The organism is Geobacillus sp. G4, assembly GCF_040327975.1.
GTDB lineage: Bacteria > Bacillota > Bacilli > Bacillales > Anoxybacillaceae > Geobacillus > Geobacillus thermoleovorans.
This window is the reverse complement of record NZ_JBEPJY010000001.1, coordinates 377,822-396,472: the sequence shown is the minus strand read 5'-3', so window position 1 is coordinate 396,472 and position 18,651 is coordinate 377,822. Positions and strand designations below refer to the sequence as shown.

Genomic DNA, 18,651 nt, shown 5'->3' with positions numbered 1-18,651 from the left:
AGTATAGCCATGAGTGAGCATCCATGGATTCAAGAGCTGCTGCAAATCGGCGGCAAGGAAGGGCAGTTCAGTGAAAAGCAGCTGAAAATTTTGGAAGCCGCAGTGGAAATGTTTGCCGAAAAAGGCTATGCGGCGACTTCCACGAGTGAAATCGCCAAAAAGGCCGGGGTGGCGGAAGGCACGATCTTCCGCCACTATAAGACGAAAAAAGACTTATTGTTGGCGATCGTCACGCCGACATTGTTTCAGTCCGTCGCCCCGTTTTTGGCGAAAGAGTTTGTCCGTGAAGTGTTTGACAACGAATATGAGACGTACGAACAGTTTTTGCGCGCGGTGTTTTCCAATCGCTACGCCTTTGTGAAAAAGTATTTGCCAGCGATTCGTGTGCTTTGGCAGGAGCTCGCCTTTCATTCCGAGATTAAACAGTGCTTTCAACGCGTGTTTACAGAGCACGTGTATCCAAAATTCGCCCGCATTGTCCGCCATTTTCAAGAGAAAGGGGAGTTGGCCGAGCTGCCGGTTGATTCGGTCATCCGCTTGACGATCACATCGCTCGCCGGCTTTTTGGCCGCCCGCTTTCTCCTTTTGCCTGACCACAATTGGGACGATGAGGCGGAAATGGAGCGGACGATTCACGTGTTGATGAACGGTCTGCGGCGCTAACCGGCCGGCTTCCGCACTGAAGCCGGCCTAGCTGTTTTTCTTAGCATAATCGAGGATGGCTTTCGTAAATTGTTTGAAATCATCAAGATGGTGTTCGACGATGGCTTGCAAGATGCCAAGGTTCAGTTGTTGATAGTCGTGAACGGCGATGTTGCGGAATCCGACCATCGCCTTCATCTTTTTGCTTATGGAAGGGGAGATGACCCCATGTTCTTCGAGGAGAGCGAATGCATCGCGGCTATGCTGCGGCAATCCGAATTTCTGCTCGGCCACAATATGCATGGCCAAATCGATGCATGCCTCGCACGCCCGCTGTAAATTCAGAACGATCGAATCTTGTTTTGTGTAATTTTGTAAATTTTTTGGATCGCCGTTATATTCTTCACGAATTCGTTTCAGGCAGCGTTCGATCACGCTGATCTTGTTTAAAATGACATCACTTTTCATATATGCTCCCGCTTTCCGTAATTTGTTTTAACACCGGTGCTCTCTCTTCGTTTAGTTTCACATACATTTTCAATGTTTTCATTTCGAACTCAGCCCGTTTCCGCTCGTCGCGGCAATCAATGGCTTTTCCCGTCGAGACGACTTGCGCTTGAAACACGGTGCTGGCTTGGCGCAAATCGACAAGATCGACATCTCGCCCTAACTTGTCAGCCAAATGCCCCGCGAGCCGAAACAGCTCATACGGATCATGCGGTTCGCCGTCGCTGACAAAGGCGATATCGACATCACTGTCCGGGCGCATCGCCCCACGGGCGGCTGAACCGAACAGGTAGATGACGAACGGGTGAAGAGCCGGGCGGAGCGTCTGAATGATGATCGTCTCCATTTCGTTTGGCAATCGCGATACCCCCTTGCGTTTTTCTTCATTATAGCAAAATCTTATTGTTCTTGGCGAAAAGACGGAAAAAGAAAAAGGGATGGCGATGATGCACCAATCCCTCTGAGCGAAAGAAGCAGGGGCTGATTGATTCATTTCCTCCTTACATACAAACTTCGGGGCGGCTCTTTTTGCTGCTCTTCCCTAAAACACTTCCTCACCCCGAAAACGGGATGGGGCGATGTTCGAGTCATTCGGGTGATGGATGATATAGGTGTGCGCGTTGGTCGTTAAGCCACAATTAGGCGATTTCCGCCACAATGGCATTGTCCTTGACATCGATACGGATCGCACGCACCGATTGATCCGCGTCAAGCAGGCAGTCGGCGATGTTGTCTTCGACATGCTCTTGGATGACGCGGCGGAGCGGGCGGGCGCCGAAGGCCGGATGGTAGCCGAGTTCGGCCAGTTTTTCTTTCGCCGCTTCCGTCACTTCGAGTTCAATGCCTTGTTCGCGCATCGCCGCTTTGACGTCGGCGAGCATCAAATCGACAATTTCGAGCAAGTGCGCTTTTTCGAGCGGCTTGAACTCGATGATGGCGTCGAAGCGGTTCAAGAACTCCGGCTTGAAGTAGGCGCCGAGCGAGTCAAGGACGCTTGTTTGTCCGTTGCCCTCTTTTTCAAAGCCGACGGTGATTTTTTTGTCGGTCACGCCGGCGTTGCTTGTCGCGATGATGACGGTGTCTTTGAAGCTGACGGTGCGGCCTTGGCTGTCGGTTAAGCGGCCGTCTTCCAAAATTTGCAGGAAGATGTGCTGTACATCCGGGTGCGCTTTTTCAATCTCGTCGAGCAAGATGATGCTGTACGGATTGCGGCGCACTTTTTCCGTCAGCTGTCCGGCTTCTTCAAAGCCGACATAGCCCGGCGGCGAACCGATCAGCTTCGAGACCGAATGTTTCTCCATGTATTCGCTCATATCGAGGCGAATCATGGCGTCTTTTGTGCCAAACAGCTCTTCAGCGAGCGTTTTGGCGAGCTCCGTTTTCCCGACGCCGGTCGGGCCGACGAACAAGAACGAACCGATCGGGCGGTGTTTCGCTTTCAAGCCGGCGCGGCTGCGGCGGATCGCTTTGGCGACTTTTTTCACCGCTTCCGCTTGGCCGATCACTTTTTTCGCCAAGTTTTCTTCGAGATGTTTCATTTTTTCTTTTTCATCGGCTTGCAGTTTGCCGACCGGGATGCCGGTTTTCTCGGCAATGATTTGCTCGATGTCCGCCACATCGACTGTTGGGCGTTCTTGGGTGACGCCTTGCTCGAGTTGTTTCTCAAGCTTCAGCTCTTCAGCGCGCAGTTTCGCCGCCAGTTCATAGTTTTCCTCTTTCGCCGCTTGTTCTTTTTCTTTCGCGATTTGGATCAATCGCTCTTGCAGTTGCTTTTCATCGGTCGGGCCGAGGCGCAAGTTCGCTTTCGAGCCGGCCTCGTCAAGCAAGTCGATCGCCTTGTCCGGGAGGAAGCGGTCTTGAATGTAGCGGTGCGACAATTTCACGCACGCTTCGATCGCCTCGTCCGTATAGCGGACATGATGGAATTGTTCATATTTTGGCTGAATGCCTTTTAAGATGGCGATCGCTTCCTCAACGGTCGGCTCGTGGACGATGACCGGTTGGAAGCGGCGCTCAAGAGCCGCGTCTTTTTCAATTTGCCGGTATTCTTTGAGTGTCGTCGCCCCAACGACTTGCAGCTCGCCGCGGGCAAGCGCCGGTTTTAAAATGTTGCCCGCGTCCATCGAGCCTTCAGCGGCTCCAGCACCGACGAGCAGATGGATTTCGTCAATGAACAAGATGATGTTTTTCCGCTCTTGCAGTTCGGCGATGAGCCGTTTCATCCGCTCTTCAAACTGGCCGCGGATGCCGGTGTTGGCAACAAGCGAAGCGACGTCAAGCAAGTACACTTCTTTGTTCAACAGTTTTTCTGGCACTTGCCCTTCGGCAATTTTCAGCGCCAGCCCTTCAACGATGGCCGTTTTCCCGACGCCCGGCTCCCCGATCAACACCGGGTTGTTTTTGTTGCGGCGGTTTAAAATTTCCATGACGCGCGCAATTTCTTTGTCGCGGCCGATGACCGGATCGATCAAGCCCGCTTTGGCCATTTGCGTCAAGTTGCGGCCAAACTGATCCAAAAATCCGCCGCTATGGCTTTGCGGGCGTTTCGCCATCGTTTCTGGCGAGCTCATCCCCGCGTTGGCGGCTGTGAACGGGCTAGTAAAGAAGTCATCAAAGGAAAACGGCGAAAAGCCGAAGTTCATCATCGGAATCGACAATTGTTGTTTTTGTTTTTCATAGCATTCATGGCACAGGTGAAGTTGTTGTTTTTCACCGTTCCATTGCAAGTTGACAAACACCGTTGCTTCACGTTGTTGGCATGCTTGGCAGCGCATGAAGCATACCCCCTTTTCCATTATTCAGGTTTTGACTTTGACTTTCTTTGACTTTCTGACTTTATTATACTTTGACCTTTTTTGACTTTCAAGTGTTTTGTACAAAAAAATTGTGATAACGATGAAATGTTTTTGAAAAAATGGTGAATACTAATGTAGGTGCGGCAAAGCTATGATAAAGTGAAAAACAGAAAAAGAGGCGGAAAAGACTCCGTCTTTGGTGCTGACGATGATCATGAATTTGAAGGAAAAAGGAGAAAGGTGAAGATGAGAAGACATGTTGGTTTCGCGTTTGCTGTTGTACTTTTGGGGATGATGATCATGGCTGCTTGTACAAATCACAACAAGCAAGCCGAGACGCCGGCCGTGCTTGAAGTGAAAATGGATGTTCCGGATCACATCGATTTGAACAAACCGACCAAGCTCGCCTGCGTCGTGACGTACGGCGGTGAAAAAGTGGACGATGCGAGCGAAGTCAAGTTTGAAGTATGGAAACACGGAAGCAGCGAGCGGGAAATGCTTGAAGCGAAGCATGACGGCGATGGCCGCTACTCGGTGGAAAAAACATTTACCCAAGCGGGAACATATTCGGTCGTCGCCCATGTGACGGCGCGCGATATGCATAACATGCCGAAAAAAGATATTGTCGCCGGCAACCCGGAACAGGCGGCGACGGCCGACGGTGCGCGCGAAAATTCCCAAGGCAGTGCTGAAGAAAATCATCATGGCGCCGTCGCCATTTCGCTGTCGTCCCGTTCGTTCGAAGCCGGAAAACCGGCGGCATTGACCGTTCACCTCACCAAAGATGGGAAGCCGTTTACGAACGCCACCGTTCGCTTTGAGATTTGGCAGGCGGACAATAAGCATGAATTTGTGGATGCAGATGAAAAAGGAAACGGCGAATACGAAGCAATGGCCACGTTTGCCAACAAAGGAACGTATTCGGTGAAAGTGCACGTCGAAGGAAGCGGCGGGCTGCACGAACATCAAGTCGAACAAGTGACGGTTCAGTAACGAAGGATGCCGAGGGAGGCATCCTTTTTTTCTACTCGTCTTTCTTGTCCGCTGCGGACATATATATGGAAGTAAAGCAACGGACAAGGAGAAGGAGAGGGCAGTCAGTGAAGAAGAAAGCGGAATGGTCGGAAGCATGGCAAATCGCCGCTGTTTACGTCGGCACGGTGATTGGAGCGGGATTTGCGACTGGCAGGGAAATTATTGAATTTTTTACCCGCTACGGAATGGCTGGGACGATCGGGGTGGCGGTCAGCGGCGTTTTGTTCACATGGGGCGGCGCGCGCCTGATGGTGATGGCGCGCCGCATTGGAGCCGCGTCCTATGATGAATTGAATCGCTATTTGTTCGGAAGAATGTTGAGTCCGTTTGTGACGCTTGTGATGACGGTGATGATCGCGGGGGTGACGGCGGTGATGATCGCCGGGGCGGGTGCGGTGTTTGAAGAGCAGATCGGCTGGCCGAGGCAGGCGGGCGTCACGCTGACGCTCGGTTTGGCGCTTCTTGTCATGTTGTTTGACCGCAAAGGGCTGTTTGGCGTCAACGTGTTCGTCGCGCCGATGATGGTGCTGTTCAGCGCCATCGCCTTTGTGAAAACAATCGTGGCTGGCGATTTGTGCCGTCCGGACATGGCTGCGGTGGACTATTCCCTCAAGGCGATGTTGTCCCCGTTTTCCTATGCGGCCTTTAACTTGGCGATGGCCCAAGCGGTGCTTGTCCCCATCGCCCGCGAAGCGACCGATGAGCGAGCGGTGAGGCGCGGAGCGATGTTAGGCGGAATGGTGTTGACGGTTTTGCTGCTGTTGAACCATATGGTGCTGCTGTCGTTTCCACACAAGGACGATTATGATATTCCAATGGCCGAAGTCGTTCATACGTTTTTTACTGTGTTGTATTGGCTTTATGTCGTCGTCATTTACGGAGAAATTTTTACATCGGTCATCGGCGGCATGTTTGGGCTCGCACGTCAAGTGTGCGTTTGGGCGCCGCTTGGCGGGAAATGGATGGGCGTGCTGCTCGTTTTGCTGTTTGCGGCGGTCAGCCCGTTTCATTACGGGGAGCTGCTGTCATTCATCTATCCGCTGTTTGGTTATATGAGTCTTGTGCTGTTGTGGCTTCTTTGGCGCCGGCAGCTGCCGCGCCGGTAAATGAGCCCTTTCGTTCCCCAAAGTTTTTTGGTGAAGGGGGACGAAAGGGCTTCGTTTCGTTATGAGTGGAAGCGGGCGATCATTTTTTCTAAATCGCGCGCTGCTGCAGCCAACGTGTCGGCTTCCCGAGCCAGCTGGTGAAGGGCGAGCGTTTGTTGCTCAAGTCCAGCCGCCGTTTCTTGCACCATATTTGAAAAATCGGCGGCGACGGTGCGTACGTCTTCCATCAGTCCGCCGAGCTGCTCGCCATCGGCGGTGATGGCGTTAACATACGCTTCGTTTTGCTGAAGCAAGTCGTTCAGTTGGGCGAACATGCCTTGAAACGATGTGAACGTTTCCCCTGTTTTCCAAAGAGAGTCTTTCGTTGTTTCAACGCGGAGGCCGCTTCCTTGTACAGCTTGCACCGTTTCTTTGAGCGCGTTCGTCATGGCGTCGAGCGAAGCAAAAATTTCAGCGGCGAACGCGTTTGTATCTTCAGCGAGCTTTCGGACTTCTTCGGCGACGATCGAAAAACCGCGGCCCGCTTCACCGGCCCGCGCCGCTTCGATCGAGGCGTTTAGGGCGAGCAAGTTCGTTTGTTTGGCGATCGTGCGAATGGCGGCGATCATCTCATGAACGCGCGCTGCTTCATTGGCTGCTTTGTCGATGAGGGCAGTCATTTCGCCGATGCCGCGCTGCATCGCGTCCATGTTTGTTTTCGTTTCCTCAATGAGGCGGATGCCTTCTGCTGCTGACGACCAAGCGTCGCCCGCTTGCCGTACGACGCGTTCAACGGCGGCCCGCATGAGTTGCACGCGTTCCACCATCTGCCCGATGACGTCACCCGCTTGTTCGACAGCGGTTGTTTGTTGTTTCGCCCCTTCGCGGAACGTTTCAACAGCAGCGGCGATTTCGTCAAACGATTCAGAGAGGCGGCGCATTTCCATTTGTTGCTCATGGCTGACATCATGCACCGTTTTGGCCGCTTTGCCAAGCTCATTGATGATCGTGCGGATGCCGAGAATCATTTTGTTGATTTCGTAGGCGATTTGATGAAATTCATCCCGTTTTCCCGTCGTTTTCACTTCTGTCCGCAATTGACCCGAGGAGACAGTGCGGGTGACGCTGTACCAATGGCGAAGCTGGGCGGCAATGGCCCGATGCCAGGCGGCGCCAAGCCCAAGCCCAACCGCAGCGGCGCACAGCGCGGCAAAAACGGGCGGCGCCCCTGCGATGGAAGCGGCCAGCCCAACGGCTGCGGGCGCGATGGCGATGCTTGCTAACGCCCATTGCAAATACGGACGGTGCATGAGCCGCCCCATCCGCAAATTGATCCGCCTTCCGCCCGGCTCCGTCCAAAGCGGGCAACTGGCGTCAATCAACACTTCGCCTGTATCGCGTTCGTACACTTGCAAGAGCGGCTCGTTCGTGCGGGCGGCAGCCAGCCCGACCGGGTCGGCAAACACCCTTCCCTCGCGGAGGCGGTTCGTATGAACGAGTCCGTATCCGTTTTCATCGACAAGAACAAAATATTCATCATGGCCAAGCTGTTCATCCAACAAGGCGCGGATGCGGTCGAGCTGCTCTTCAAGCGGGCGCGTTCGGTCGATGGACCGCCGCAGTGCTTCCGCCGTTGCTGTTACTTTTTTTAACGCCTGTTTTGCCCGGCGCCGTTTCGTCAATTTGTTCATAGACGATTCTCCTTTTTTTATTTGTCTATTTTCAATAATATATAGAAGATTTTGTCGAATCAATAGGATGAAAGGGGGATGCATAAAAATATCGATCGATTGGAAGACTATGCCGTAAACGGAAAGGCGAGGGGATCATCGTGGGTTGGTTCTCGTTTTGGAAGAAAAAGAAAAAGCGCCCCGCACAGAGGAATCTTTCGCAACTTTGGGAAAAGCTTCGGCAATCGAGCGATTTTGTCGAAGTGTCGTTTGTTGTCGGAGGCAAGGAGCTGTCGATTTACTATTTCGATTCGCTCGTTGATCCGCAAGTGCTGCAAGAGCGGATTTTTTGCCATTTGCAAAACGACATTCCCCAGCATCCGAACGTCCGATTGGAAGACTTGCAGCAAATCGTGCCGATTCAGCGCATTGAAGTGAGCGAAGACACGGCGCTGATTGAAGAGAAGGTGCTGAAAGGGTTTGTCGCTGTTACATTCCGCGAGCAACCGAACAAAGCGGCGCTCATGGGCGCCGCGGCTGAAAATTTGGGGCTTCGGGAAAACAATGATTCGGAAAACGAATTCAGCGTCGTTGGGCCCAAAGTCGGATTTGTGGAAAATGTCGGCGTCAACTTGCATCTCATCCGCCGGCAAGTGGTGACGCCAAATCTTGTGTTTCGGGAAATGTCGATCGGTTCGATGTCGAAAACGAAAGTGGTCATCGCCTACATCGACGGTGTCGCTAATCCGGAAGTCATTCAAACGGTGACGCAGCGGCTTGAGTCCATTCATTTTGACGTCGTGTTTGACAACGCTATTTTGGATCAGCTGCTCGCGGACAATTCGCGGACACCGTTTCCTCTTTTTATCTCGACCGAGCGGATCGACCGGGCCATTTATGCGCTTGTGTCGGGGCAGGTGGCCATTTTTTGCGACGGCTCCCCGTATGCCGTGATTGGCCCCGCCGCTCTCTTCGATTTTTTTACGTCGCCGGAAGACTATTATTTGCCATGGGTGCTCGGTACGTTTTTCCGGCTCATCCGGTTTTTCGGCGTTGCGTTTTCGGTGTTGGCGTCGCCGATTTATGTGGCGGTGCTGACGTATCATTATGAAATGATTCCCGAAGACTTGCTTGGACCGATCATTTATTCACGCTCGAACGTGCCATTTCCGCCGATGCTCGAGGTGCTGTTTTTGGAAATTACGATTGAGCTGTTGCGCGAGGCCGGGGCGCGGCTGCCGACGAAAGTCGCGCAAACGCTCGGAATTGTCGGTGGGATTGTCATCGGGCAAGCAACCGTTGATGCCGGGCTGACGAGTACGATTTTGTTGATTGTCGTCGCGTTGGCGGCGCTCGCTTCGTTTACAACGCCGATTTTCAAAATGTCCAACACGATCCGGTTTATCCGGTTCCCGTTTATTTTGTTTGCCGCTTTCTGGGGCGGGATCGGCATCATCTTTGCTGTCTGTGGACTGCTCATTCATTTAGGGCGGCTGCAGTCGTTTGGTTATCCGTATTTGCTGCCGTTTTATCCATTTCGTGTTCGCAGCTTCCGCGATACATTCATTCGTTCGCCATACAGTGAAACGGCGGAGCGGCCGATGTTTCTTCGTCCGCGGTCGCGGTTTCGTTACGATCCGAATGCGGCGAAGCAAAAACGCGATATTGATGAGTAAGGGGGATCATGATGAGGCGTGGGCTCGCATGGGTCGGTGCGCTGCTGTTGCTTGGCGGCTGCGTCAGTTCGCGGCCGATTGACGAAATTCAAATTATTCAACAGATGGGGTATGATTTCGAGAACGGCCGCTACACGGGCACTGCGGTGTACCCGACGTTCAAGCAAGGGCCGATGACAAAGCCGAATATGCTGACGACGACGTCGCCGACGATCTACGACTTGATTCCGCGCCTGTCATCGAAATCAGCGCTGCCGATTGAGGAAGGGCAGCTGCGCCTTATTTTGTTCGGCAAGGAGTTTGCTCGGCGGGGGGTGACGCAAATTACGCACAGCCTCGCGCGCAACAACAAAGTCGGCAGCCATTTGCTGCTTGGCGTAGCGGAAGAAAGCGCTAAGGAGCTGCTGAAAATCACGGCGAAAACGACGCTGAGCGATACGTTGTATTTGCCGAATCTTGTGGAGCAGAACGAGCAGTCGATGAACTTGCCGAAAACGAATTTGCACTTGTTTTTGTATCGCTATTTTTCCCCGGGGAGCGACCCTTTTTTGCCGTATTTTGAGAAAAAAGGAGATTTCGTCAAGCTTGAAGGGGTCGCGTTGTTTCGCGATGACCAATATGTCGGGCATGTAAGTTTGCGTGATTCGTTTTTAATGAAAATTTTGCTCGGGGAAACGAAAAACGGCGTCTACCAGCTGAAGGTTGGGAATCGCGGAAAACAGGGGGAGGATCGGGTGATGCTGCAAAACTTATGGGCGAAGCCGAAATATGAATGGAAGCGTGATGGAAGACGCCATGTGCTTGACGTGTTCGTCCATATCCATGCGTCGGTGAGGGATTACCCGTCATGGCTCGATCAGCCGGGAGGTGATTTGTTTGCTGATGTGAAGAAAAAGATGCAAAACGAATTGGAGCATAATATGCGCCGGTTATTCCACTATTTTCAGAAAAAACGGATTGACCCGCTCGGCATTGGCGATTTTGTTCGCAGCGTGACAAGACATTGGGATTCCGACGCGTTTTACCGCGAATACCCGGATCTAGACATCCGCCCGCACGTCACGGTGGATATCGTCCATACAGGCATTGGCGAATAAGACGGGGAACATGAGGAGGGATTAGGATGAAGCAGGCCATTCAGGAACGGTTTCTCATCTCCCCGTTTCTTGTGTTTTTTGTCATTCACGCTACGCAAGTTGGGGTCGGGGCACTCAATTTTCAGCGTCCTCTGATGAAAGAGGCGGGGCAGGATGCCTGGATGGTTGTCTTGCTGGCCGGGCTGGCGGCGCACGTGTTGATTTGGCTGATGTATCGGCTGCTGTCGCATTCTCCATCAGGCGGAGACCTCGTGTCGCTTCATGAACAGTACTTCGGGCGGTGGATCGGCGGGGTGCTGAGCCTTGGACTTCTTTTTTACTACGCGTTGGCGGCGTTTATGGTGCTTCAATCATACATTGAAATCATTAAAGTATGGGTGTTCCCGTTGATTGGGGTGTGGCAGTTCAGCCTCGTGTTTTTGCTGCTGACGTATTATGCCGTCTCCGGCGGGTTTCGCGTCGTTGTCGGCTTATGCGTTTGGGGGGTGGTGATTCCGCTGTTGACGATTTTTCCGATGGTTTTCTTTCCGCTTGAGTATGCTCAATACCGGAACTTATTGCCGGTGTTCGACCATTCGTTTGGGCAATTGGCAAAAGCATCGAAAGAGATGGTGCTGCAATATTTAGGGTTTGAAATGCTGCTTATGTATTACCCGTTTTTAAAAAATGCTCCGTCCTCGCAAAAGTGGGCGCATGCGGCCAACGCGTTTACGATGTTCATTTATTTTGTTTTGATCCTCATTTCCGTCGTGTTTTATAACAAAGAGCAAATCCAGCATATTACATGGCCGACGCTGACGCTGGCCAAAATTCCAGAAGTGCCGTTTATCGAGCGGATGGAATACATCGTCATCTCGATTTATGTGCTTGTCGTGGTTCCGATCATCACGCTCTCGGTTTGGGCGGCGACGCGGGTTGTGAAACAGCTGTTTGCCGTTCAGCAACGCCGTTCGCTTCCAGTGTTGCTCGCTTGCTTGTTTGTCGGGACGCTGTTTTTCCAAGAGAAGACAGACATTGAGCAGTTGACGCAATGGACAGCGAAGGCAGGGTTTTATCTTGTCGCGGTGTATGTTCCGCTCCTGTATGTGTACGTATGGATGGCGGAAAAAGTGAAAAAGGCGCTACAACAAAAGCCATAAGTATGGTATAGTAAATAAAGAAAACAGAAGAATCACAATTCCGTACGCTTGTACGGGAGAGGTTTCTAGCAAAACCCTCTATAAAAAACTAGGGACGGCTGTATCCTAGGGGTATGGCCTTTTTTGTTTTGGAAACCTCTTCTTCTGCTGATTCAGAAGGAGGTTGATCATGATGAAGATGAATGAAGAAAAGGCGGTCGTCGTCTTTAGCGGCGGCCAAGACAGCACGACGTGTTTGTTTTGGGCGAAAAAACAGTTTGGTGAAGTGGAAGCGGTGACGTTTGACTACGGCCAGCGCCATCGCCGGGAAATTGACGTCGCTCAAGCGATCGCTGACGAGCTTGGCGTCCGCCATACAGTGCTTGATTTGTCGCTTCTCGGGCAGTTGGCGCCGAACGCCTTGACGCGGCGCGACATTGCCATTGAACAAAAGAAAGGCGAGCTGCCGACGACGTTTGTGGACGGACGCAATTTATTGTTTTTATCATTCGCTGCCGTGTTCGCCAAACAGCGGGGCGCGCGCCATATTGTGACTGGAGTGTGCGAAACAGATTTCAGCGGCTATCCGGACTGCCGCGATGTGTTTATCAAATCATTGAACGTCACGCTGAATTTAGCGATGGATTACGAATTTGTCATTCATACGCCGCTCATGTGGCTGACGAAAGCGGAGACGTGGAAGCTCGCTGATGAGCTCGGGGCGCTCGAGTTCATTCGCACGAAGACGCTGACGTGCTATAACGGCATCATCGCCGACGGCTGCGGCGAATGCCCAGCATGTGCGCTGCGCAAGCGCGGGTTGGATGAATATTTGCGGGAAAAAGCGGAGGTGGAGTCGCGATGATGCATCAGCTCTATCCGCAGGTGGCGCATCATTACCGCTATGAGTTGAACAAAGATATGCACATCGCCGCCGCCCATTTCATCCCGCACGAAGCGGCCGGGAGTTGCGCAAACGTGCACGGCCACACGTACATCGTCAATGTGACGGTCGCCGGCGATGAGCTCGATGAGAGCGGTTTTTTAGTCAATTTTCAAACGTTAAAACAGCTCGTTCATCGCAAGCTGGACCATACGCTGCTCAACGACCATAGCGATTGGTTTGACGGTCATGACCCGAATCGGTTTCCGACGTCGGAAGTGGTGGCGCGCACGATTTATGAAACGATTCAGCGCTATTTGGATACGCTGCCGCACAAGCCGAAATGTTTGCAAGTGTTTGTCCGCGAAACGCCGACAAGTTATGTCGTCTACCGTCCGAAAGCGGGGGAGCGGTAATGGCGCGCACGATTCCGGTGTTGGAGATTTTTGGTCCGACCATCCAAGGAGAGGGAATGGTGATCGGCCAAAAGACGATGTTCGTCCGCACAGCCGGCTGCGACTACCGCTGCCGCTGGTGCGATTCGGCGTTTACGTGGGACGGATCAGCAAAAGACGAGATCGAGCAGCTGACGGCAGACGAAATTTGGCGGCGGCTTGAAGCCATTGGCGGCCGCCGCTTCCGCCACGTGACGATTTCAGGCGGCAACCCGCTTCTGATTGCGGCTCTTGGGGAGCTCATCGCGCTTCTTCATGAAAAAGGGATGCGGGTCGCGGTTGAAACGCAAGGGAGCCGTTGGCAGGATTGGCTGCTTGACATTGACGACGTCACTCTTTCCCCGAAGCCGCCAAGCTCGGGGATGGACACCGACTGGGCGGCGCTCGATCAAATCATTGAACGGTTGCAGGCTGACCAAAGCCGAGTGCGGCGCATCAGCTTGAAAGTCGTCGTCTTTGATGACGCCGATTTGGCGTATGCGAAAGAGGTGCACTGCCGCTACCCAAGTGTTCCGTTTTATTTGCAGGCAGGAAACGCCGATGTGGCCGATTCGGATGTGGATGCACTCCGTGCGAAGCTTTTCAGTCGGTTGGAATGGCTGGTGGAACAAGCCGCCGATTCGGAGGAGCTGGCAGACGTCCACATCCTGCCGCAGCTGCACACGCTTCTTTGGGGAAACAAGCGCGGCGTGTAAAGCGGGGTGCGGCGATTCGCCCGGCAATGAATAATGAGGGAGGAATGAACGAATGGCAGGAAGAAAAGAGGAAGAATTGAAAGACTTGACGCTGCTTGGCAATCAAGGGACAACGTATTCGTTTACGTACAATCCCAATCTGCTTGAAGTGTTTGACAACAAACATCCTGACCGGGATTATTTCGTGAAGTTCAATTGTCCGGAGTTTACGACGTTGTGTCCAAAAACCGGACAACCGGACTTCGCAACGATTTACATCAGCTACATCCCGGACAAAAAATGCGTCGAAAGCAAATCGTTGAAGCTGTATTTGTTCAGCTTCCGCAATCATGGCGACTTTCACGAAGACTGCGTCAACATCATTATGAACGATTTGATTAAAGTTATGGAACCGCGCTATATCGAAGTGTGGGGCAAATTCACCCCGCGCGGCGGCATTTCCATCGATCCGTACTGCAACTGGGGACGCCCGGGGACGAAATACGAAAAAATGGCGGAATACCGGCTGCTCAATCATGACTTGTATCCAGAAAAAGTCGACAACCGCTAGAGATAAAAAAAGAGGTAGTTTTTTCGCTCCAACTCCTATATAATGAACAATGAATGTTTGCCTTGGAGGTTTTGGCGTTGGAGCGAAGAACAGCTCTTTTGCTTGGAGCGAGCGGTTTGGTCGGCGGAGAGTTGCTGAAGCTGTTGCTGCAGTCGGATTTGTACCGCTGTGTGACGATTTTCGTCCGCACTCCGCTGCCGGTGGAACATGAAAAGCTGCAGCAAGTCGTCGTCGATTTTGCGCGGCTTGAATCGTACGAACGATATTTTTATGTGGACGATGTGTTTTGCTGCCTAGGGACGACGCGCAAAAAGGCGAAAACAAAGCAGCAGTTCATTCAAGTCGACTATGAATATACGCTGCGCGCCGCGGCGCTGGCGGAAAAGTGCCGTGCGAAAAGCTTTTTGACCGTCTCTTCGGTCGGCGCCAACCCGTGCTCGCCGTTTTTTTACCAGCGAGTCAAAGGAGAGACGGAAGAGGCGTTGCAGCGGCTTTCCATTCCGTCGCTCCATATTTTTCGTCCGTCGCTGCTTGTCGGCAAGCGCCGGGAGTTCCGCCTTGGCGAAGCGTTAGGCGGGTGGTTGTTATGCCGTCTTCCGTTTTTGTTCGTCGGCAAATGGAAAAAGTATAAGCCGGTTGACGCCCATCAGCTTGCTTTGGCGATGTTTTACCGGGCGGCGTCAGCAACGAGCGGCGTCCATATCTATGAATGTGATGAACTCGCCCGCATTTCGTAAACAAAAAAGAGGCTCTTGGCAGCCTCTTTTTTATTCGATGATCTTATAGTTTTTATGATTGACGACTGTCCGTTCTTGCAAATCGAGTTCACGGTAGTTTTCCATATACGTTAAATCCACGATGACGGAGTTTTCATTCACCTTCTCCACAATGCCGCGCAGCCCATTTTTAAATTCGATAATATCTCCGACTTTCGCTTTTTTGATCATCATCATTCTCCTTTAATCAAAATGATGGACGGACCGCTCAAGCGAACGGCCGCGGGAATCGAGGCTTGCCTGATTCCGTCGCCGCTCCCCGGTCGGCGGGGATTAGGCGCTTTTTTACTAGTGTGCCTTATTTTTATGCGCAAGTAAAGAGATTTATTTCCTAAATATTTAAAAAAGGTGCCCTGAAAAAGAGTTTGGGCACCTTCCTTATGGGTGCATATATGCATCCAATATGCTCAAAAGACCATATATGGCGCCTCGCTTAGGAGAAAACGGTCTTTTAAGGCAGCCTATCCTTCTTTTACTTGGCGAAGACGTGGTTGCCGATGACGACGGTCACTGGACGCGAGCGCAGCCATTTGCTTTTCGCCGTTTTCGGATTATAGAAATAGAGCGAGCCGTTTCCTAAACCGCGAAAAGCAAGTGCTTCTTCAACGGCGCGGTATGATTCACGGTCGGCCGGTTCGTTGATCGATCCGTTTGCGACCGGCGTGAATGCATAATGGCCACCAGAGCGCTCATAAATGACAGCGCGGATCGTATCCGGAAAATCCGGATGGTCGACGCGGTTGAGCACGACCGTTGCCACGGCCACTTTCCCGGCGTACGGTTCCCCTTTCGCCTCGGCATGGACGAGGCGAGCGAGCAAATCTTTCTCCGCCGCCGTGATGCCGGCATCAGGGATGACGAGTTTTTCACCAGGATATAGCCAATCGCCTTTGCGGTTTGTCTGCTGCAGTTGTTTCAGCGGCACACCGTATTGTTTCGCGATTTTCCAAAGCGTATCGCCGCGCTTGACGGTGTGGATCATCGCCGCATCGGCATGGCCGGCAAAGAAAAATATGCCGCACAACATAGCCGTCACCCATGCTTTTGCTTGTTTCATCCACATCCCTCCTTTTGTCTTGCAAACTCGCTACTAGAGTAACAAGGATCACGCGATGAGTCATTATCGAAATGATGGAAAAAACGCGCGAGGCATTGAAATGACTAGTTTCATAGAGAGGGATGGAAAATTCTCCGCGAGCAAAAACACCCGGCTTCCAGGACGGAAAGCCGGGTGTGAAGCCATGGGAACAGGAGCTTTTAGCTGCGTGGAGCATCCATATAGTGGTAAATAACGTGGCCGCCGCGCTGGGCGATGCCGCGAAATCGTTTGAAGTCGGGCTGTTTGACGAGCACGGCACGAAAAACAGGGAAGTCCTCTTTTTTCACCAACAGTTCGGAGATGATTCCGTTGCGCAATTCATCGATTTGCTTGGCCGCCAGTGCTTCATCCATCGCATGTCCCCCCAAGCGTTGATTCGGCATCGTCACCGTTATTTATCGTATCACAGACGACTGTTGGGTTAAATACCTATATTTTGGCCGGGCAAACACCCTTTGCTTGTTCTGACATACAATATGGGTGGGTACGCGCCCCGAGAATATAAGCAAGAAAGGGAGAGAACAATGAATCATTGGGATCCGTATATGAATGGTCCGTTTTCAACCTCTTCCGGCCATGACAATGAAGCCGGATGGATGGAGAATAACGTGCCGCCGATGGCTCCGCTATCGGCAACGACACCAAATGAAGCGACGCCGACTCAAGTGATGCCGATGGCGTATTATCCGCCGGCAGCGCCTTATGGCTATTGGTGTCCACCGGTTGCGCCGCCAGCGCCGCTTGTCAGTCCGGTCCATCTTGACAGTCCAGACAGTCCGGACAGCTCCGATATGATGCTGCCGGCGCCGCCGCTCGGTTTAGGAGCCGGGCCGAATATGGCCCATGCTTCCGTTTGGCCGATGGGTGGGAAAGAAAACACGCCGCCGATGACGCCTGATGACGCCGCTATTCCGTATGGCATGACGGCCCCGTATGCAGAAAACGTTCCCCCGGCTGGCAGCACGGCTCCCGTGGCCGTTCCTGGCACGCTGTCTGGAATGGCTGCTGGTGCGACACCAGGTTTCGTTCCTGGCGCACATCCGTATGCGCCGCTGTACTATCCACCGATGGCGCCGCAGCTGTATGCCCCGGTGATGCCGTATGGCTATGGCTATCCCGCTGCGCCGCTGCCTCCATATTATGGCGGAGGAACCCCGTATGCGCCTGGCTTTCCAATCTCGTATGGCCCCTATCGGTAAGATGCCAAAAAAGACCGCCGAATGGCGGTCTTTTTTACATCTGGAGCCGAGAAAATCCTCACTTCCATGCGTGAGCGCAAGTGGGGGATGAATCGGTATCTTTCCTCATCCACCTTTCTCTTGCATCAAGAGAACGAAAGGTATAAAATGGTCATGAATAGAACAAACGTTCCTTATCGTAGGAGGGAAGGCCATGCATAAAGCCTACCTCTTTCGGTTGGATCCCATCCGAAAGCAAACGGAGCAAAGGAAGGGAGAAGAGATTGCACATGAGCATGGAACAGAAAACAGCCATTGTCACCGGTGGAGCGAATGGGATCGGCAAGGCGATCGCTAGAGCATTCGCAAAACAGGGAGCGAACGTCGTGATCATCGACCGCGATATTCAAAACGGTGAAGCGTTCGCCGCGCAATTGCAATCGGACGGGTTCGAGGCGATCTTTGTGGCGGCGGATGTGCGGAAGGTGGACGATATTGAACGGTTTGTACAAGAAGCTGCCGGCCGCTTCGGCCGCATTGACTATTTGATCAACAATGCTGGCGTCTCACGCTGGAAGTCGCCGTATGAGCTGACGGTTGAGGAGTGGGATGACGTGCTGTCAACGAATTTGCGCAGCGCTTTTTTTGCTTCTCGAGAAGCAGCTAAATATATGCGCCGCAATGCAAAAGGCGGAGCAATCGTCAACATTGCCTCGACAAGGGCGCTCATGTCCGAGCCGAATTCCGAGGCATACGCTGCATCGAAAGGCGGCCTTGTCGCTTTGACCCATGCGCTGGCGGTGTCATTTGCGGATGATCGCATTCGCGTCAATTGCATCAGCCCCGGTTGGATTGAAACGGGCGATTATGGGCAACTGCGAGACATTGACCACCGGCAGCACCCGGCCGGCCGCGTCGGCAAACCGGATGATATCGCCCGCGCTTGTCTGTATTTATGCGATGAGGAAAACGATTTTATCACTGGGGTAAATTTGGTGATCGACGGGGGAATGACCAGGAAAATGATTTATATTGAGTAGGGAGCGGGCGTTTGTTAAAATAAACAAAATGGAGACGGTTTCAAAGGAAAAGGTGGGACGGAAAAATGAAAATCCGCAAAACGCCGGTGATGGACGGACAAGCTCCGGCTAATGTCTACATTTACGAAAATCGAAAAGAAGAATATATCGTGATTGCCATTCCGGCGCTTGAGTGGTCATTTTCGTTCGCCTATGAGGAAGAGGCGGAGGCGGTGGCCGAGCGGCTTGAGGCATCGCTAAAAAAGCGGCTTGACCATGAGCGCGCCGCCCTCTTGGCCGTGCGGTTGCTCGGCTGGGCGCGGGAAATGTAGCCTAGAGGGCGACCGTGGCTGCCGCGACTTTGCATGTTA

Annotated in this window: 21 protein-coding genes; 14 read left to right on the top strand and 7 right to left on the bottom strand. The window is 52.6% G+C overall.

What is annotated here, in order from left to right:
• Nucleotides 1–9: 9 nt before the first annotated feature.
• Nucleotides 10–663 (top strand): TetR/AcrR family transcriptional regulator, encoded by a 654-nt coding sequence (locus ABS784_RS01980; RefSeq protein WP_023634219.1) that lies wholly within the window; start codon nucleotides 10–12, stop codon nucleotides 661–663.
• Nucleotides 664–690: 27 nt separating this feature from the next.
• On the opposite strand, the gene hepT is transcribed toward ABS784_RS01980, so the two are convergent.
• The 3 genes from hepT to ABS784_RS01965 form a co-directional block, all read right to left on the bottom strand.
• A complete protein-coding gene (hepT, locus tag ABS784_RS01975) occupies nucleotides 691–1,110 on the bottom strand; it encodes a type VII toxin-antitoxin system HepT family RNase toxin (protein WP_014195290.1) in 420 nt (139 codons plus the stop codon).
• Nucleotides 1,100–1,495 carry a type VII toxin-antitoxin system MntA family adenylyltransferase antitoxin gene (mntA, locus tag ABS784_RS01970; protein ID WP_031212949.1) on the bottom strand — a complete coding sequence of 132 codons (396 nt, stop codon included), beginning with the start codon at nucleotides 1,493–1,495 and terminating at the stop codon, nucleotides 1,100–1,102. The genes hepT and mntA overlap by 11 nt, the downstream gene beginning before the upstream one ends.
• 292 nt (nucleotides 1,496–1,787) lie before the next feature.
• Nucleotides 1,788–3,923 (bottom strand): ATP-dependent Clp protease ATP-binding subunit, encoded by a 2,136-nt coding sequence (locus tag ABS784_RS01965; RefSeq protein WP_042381321.1) that lies wholly within the window; start codon nucleotides 3,921–3,923, stop codon nucleotides 1,788–1,790.
• Nucleotides 3,924–4,190: 267 nt separating this feature from the next.
• Between ABS784_RS01965 and ABS784_RS01960 the strand changes: the two genes are divergently transcribed.
• Both ABS784_RS01960 and ABS784_RS01955 read left to right on the top strand, forming a co-directional pair.
• The gene (locus tag ABS784_RS01960) at nucleotides 4,191–4,937 is read left to right on the top strand and encodes a FixH family protein (protein ID WP_025039183.1); all 747 of its coding nucleotides are present in this window, start codon (nucleotides 4,191–4,193) and stop codon (nucleotides 4,935–4,937) included.
• A 107-nt stretch (nucleotides 4,938–5,044) separates the two neighbouring features.
• Complete coding sequence (locus ABS784_RS01955; RefSeq protein WP_011230471.1) at nucleotides 5,045–6,085, top strand: YkvI family membrane protein; 1,041 nt, start codon at nucleotides 5,045–5,047, stop codon at nucleotides 6,083–6,085.
• Between the two features lie 59 nt (nucleotides 6,086–6,144).
• Here ABS784_RS01955 and ABS784_RS01950 read toward each other — a convergent pair whose 3' ends face one another.
• Nucleotides 6,145–7,755, bottom strand: coding sequence for a methyl-accepting chemotaxis protein (locus ABS784_RS01950; RefSeq protein WP_011230472.1), 1,611 nt, complete (start codon nucleotides 7,753–7,755; stop codon nucleotides 6,145–6,147).
• Between the two features lie 140 nt (nucleotides 7,756–7,895).
• Between ABS784_RS01950 and ABS784_RS01945 the strand changes: the two genes are divergently transcribed.
• The 8 genes from ABS784_RS01945 (at nucleotide 7,896) to ABS784_RS01910 (ending at nucleotide 14,945) form a co-directional block, all read left to right on the top strand.
• Nucleotides 7,896–9,410 (top strand): spore germination protein, encoded by a 1,515-nt coding sequence (locus ABS784_RS01945; protein WP_062898502.1) that lies wholly within the window; start codon nucleotides 7,896–7,898, stop codon nucleotides 9,408–9,410.
• Between the two features lie 11 nt (nucleotides 9,411–9,421).
• Nucleotides 9,422–10,507 carry a Ger(x)C family spore germination protein gene (locus tag ABS784_RS01940; RefSeq protein WP_011230474.1) on the top strand — a complete coding sequence of 362 codons (1,086 nt, stop codon included), beginning with the start codon at nucleotides 9,422–9,424 and terminating at the stop codon, nucleotides 10,505–10,507.
• A gap of 26 nt (nucleotides 10,508–10,533) precedes the next feature.
• Nucleotides 10,534–11,646, top strand: a complete 1,113-nt coding sequence (locus ABS784_RS01935) for a GerAB/ArcD/ProY family transporter (RefSeq protein ID WP_023634223.1) — start codon at nucleotides 10,534–10,536, stop codon at nucleotides 11,644–11,646.
• Nucleotides 11,647–11,824: 178 nt separating this feature from the next.
• The gene (gene queC / locus ABS784_RS01930; protein ID WP_025039182.1) at nucleotides 11,825–12,490 is read left to right on the top strand and encodes a 7-cyano-7-deazaguanine synthase QueC; all 666 of its coding nucleotides are present in this window, start codon (nucleotides 11,825–11,827) and stop codon (nucleotides 12,488–12,490) included.
• A complete protein-coding gene (queD, locus tag ABS784_RS01925; RefSeq protein ID WP_011230477.1) occupies nucleotides 12,487–12,924 on the top strand; it encodes a 6-carboxytetrahydropterin synthase QueD in 438 nt (145 codons plus the stop codon). The genes queC and queD overlap by 4 nt, the downstream gene beginning before the upstream one ends.
• Nucleotides 12,924–13,658, top strand: coding sequence for a 7-carboxy-7-deazaguanine synthase QueE (gene queE, locus ABS784_RS01920; protein ID WP_011230478.1), 735 nt, complete (start codon nucleotides 12,924–12,926; stop codon nucleotides 13,656–13,658). Before queD ends, queE begins: the two co-directional genes overlap by 1 nt.
• A gap of 52 nt (nucleotides 13,659–13,710) precedes the next feature.
• Complete coding sequence (gene queF / locus ABS784_RS01915; protein ID WP_011230479.1) at nucleotides 13,711–14,208, top strand: preQ(1) synthase; 498 nt, start codon at nucleotides 13,711–13,713, stop codon at nucleotides 14,206–14,208.
• 53 nt (nucleotides 14,209–14,261) lie between these two features.
• Nucleotides 14,262–14,945, top strand: coding sequence for an NAD-dependent epimerase/dehydratase family protein (locus tag ABS784_RS01910; RefSeq protein WP_014195299.1), 684 nt, complete (start codon nucleotides 14,262–14,264; stop codon nucleotides 14,943–14,945).
• Nucleotides 14,946–14,975: 30 nt separating this feature from the next.
• Here ABS784_RS01910 and ABS784_RS01905 read toward each other — a convergent pair whose 3' ends face one another.
• The 3 genes from ABS784_RS01905 to ABS784_RS01895 form a co-directional block, all read right to left on the bottom strand.
• Nucleotides 14,976–15,155, bottom strand: a complete 180-nt coding sequence (locus ABS784_RS01905) for a YkvS family protein (protein ID WP_013145942.1) — start codon at nucleotides 15,153–15,155, stop codon at nucleotides 14,976–14,978.
• Nucleotides 15,156–15,456: 301 nt separating this feature from the next.
• A complete protein-coding gene (locus ABS784_RS01900) occupies nucleotides 15,457–16,041 on the bottom strand; it encodes a cell wall hydrolase (protein WP_014195301.1) in 585 nt (194 codons plus the stop codon).
• A 200-nt stretch (nucleotides 16,042–16,241) separates the two neighbouring features.
• Nucleotides 16,242–16,436 carry a hypothetical protein gene (locus ABS784_RS01895; protein ID WP_011230483.1) on the bottom strand — a complete coding sequence of 65 codons (195 nt, stop codon included), beginning with the start codon at nucleotides 16,434–16,436 and terminating at the stop codon, nucleotides 16,242–16,244.
• A gap of 171 nt (nucleotides 16,437–16,607) precedes the next feature.
• Here ABS784_RS01895 and ABS784_RS01890 point away from each other — a divergent pair, with 171 nt between their 5' ends.
• The 3 genes from ABS784_RS01890 to ABS784_RS01880 all read left to right on the top strand — a co-directional run bounded on the left by ABS784_RS01890 (nucleotide 16,608) and on the right by ABS784_RS01880 (nucleotide 18,612).
• A complete protein-coding gene (locus ABS784_RS01890; RefSeq protein ID WP_014195302.1) occupies nucleotides 16,608–17,282 on the top strand; it encodes a hypothetical protein in 675 nt (224 codons plus the stop codon).
• A gap of 269 nt (nucleotides 17,283–17,551) precedes the next feature.
• Nucleotides 17,552–18,301 (top strand): SDR family NAD(P)-dependent oxidoreductase, encoded by a 750-nt coding sequence (locus tag ABS784_RS01885; RefSeq protein ID WP_023634225.1) that lies wholly within the window; start codon nucleotides 17,552–17,554, stop codon nucleotides 18,299–18,301.
• Between the two features lie 65 nt (nucleotides 18,302–18,366).
• Complete coding sequence (locus ABS784_RS01880) at nucleotides 18,367–18,612, top strand: YueH family protein (protein WP_011230486.1); 246 nt, start codon at nucleotides 18,367–18,369, stop codon at nucleotides 18,610–18,612.
• Nucleotides 18,613–18,651 lie beyond the last annotated feature (39 nt).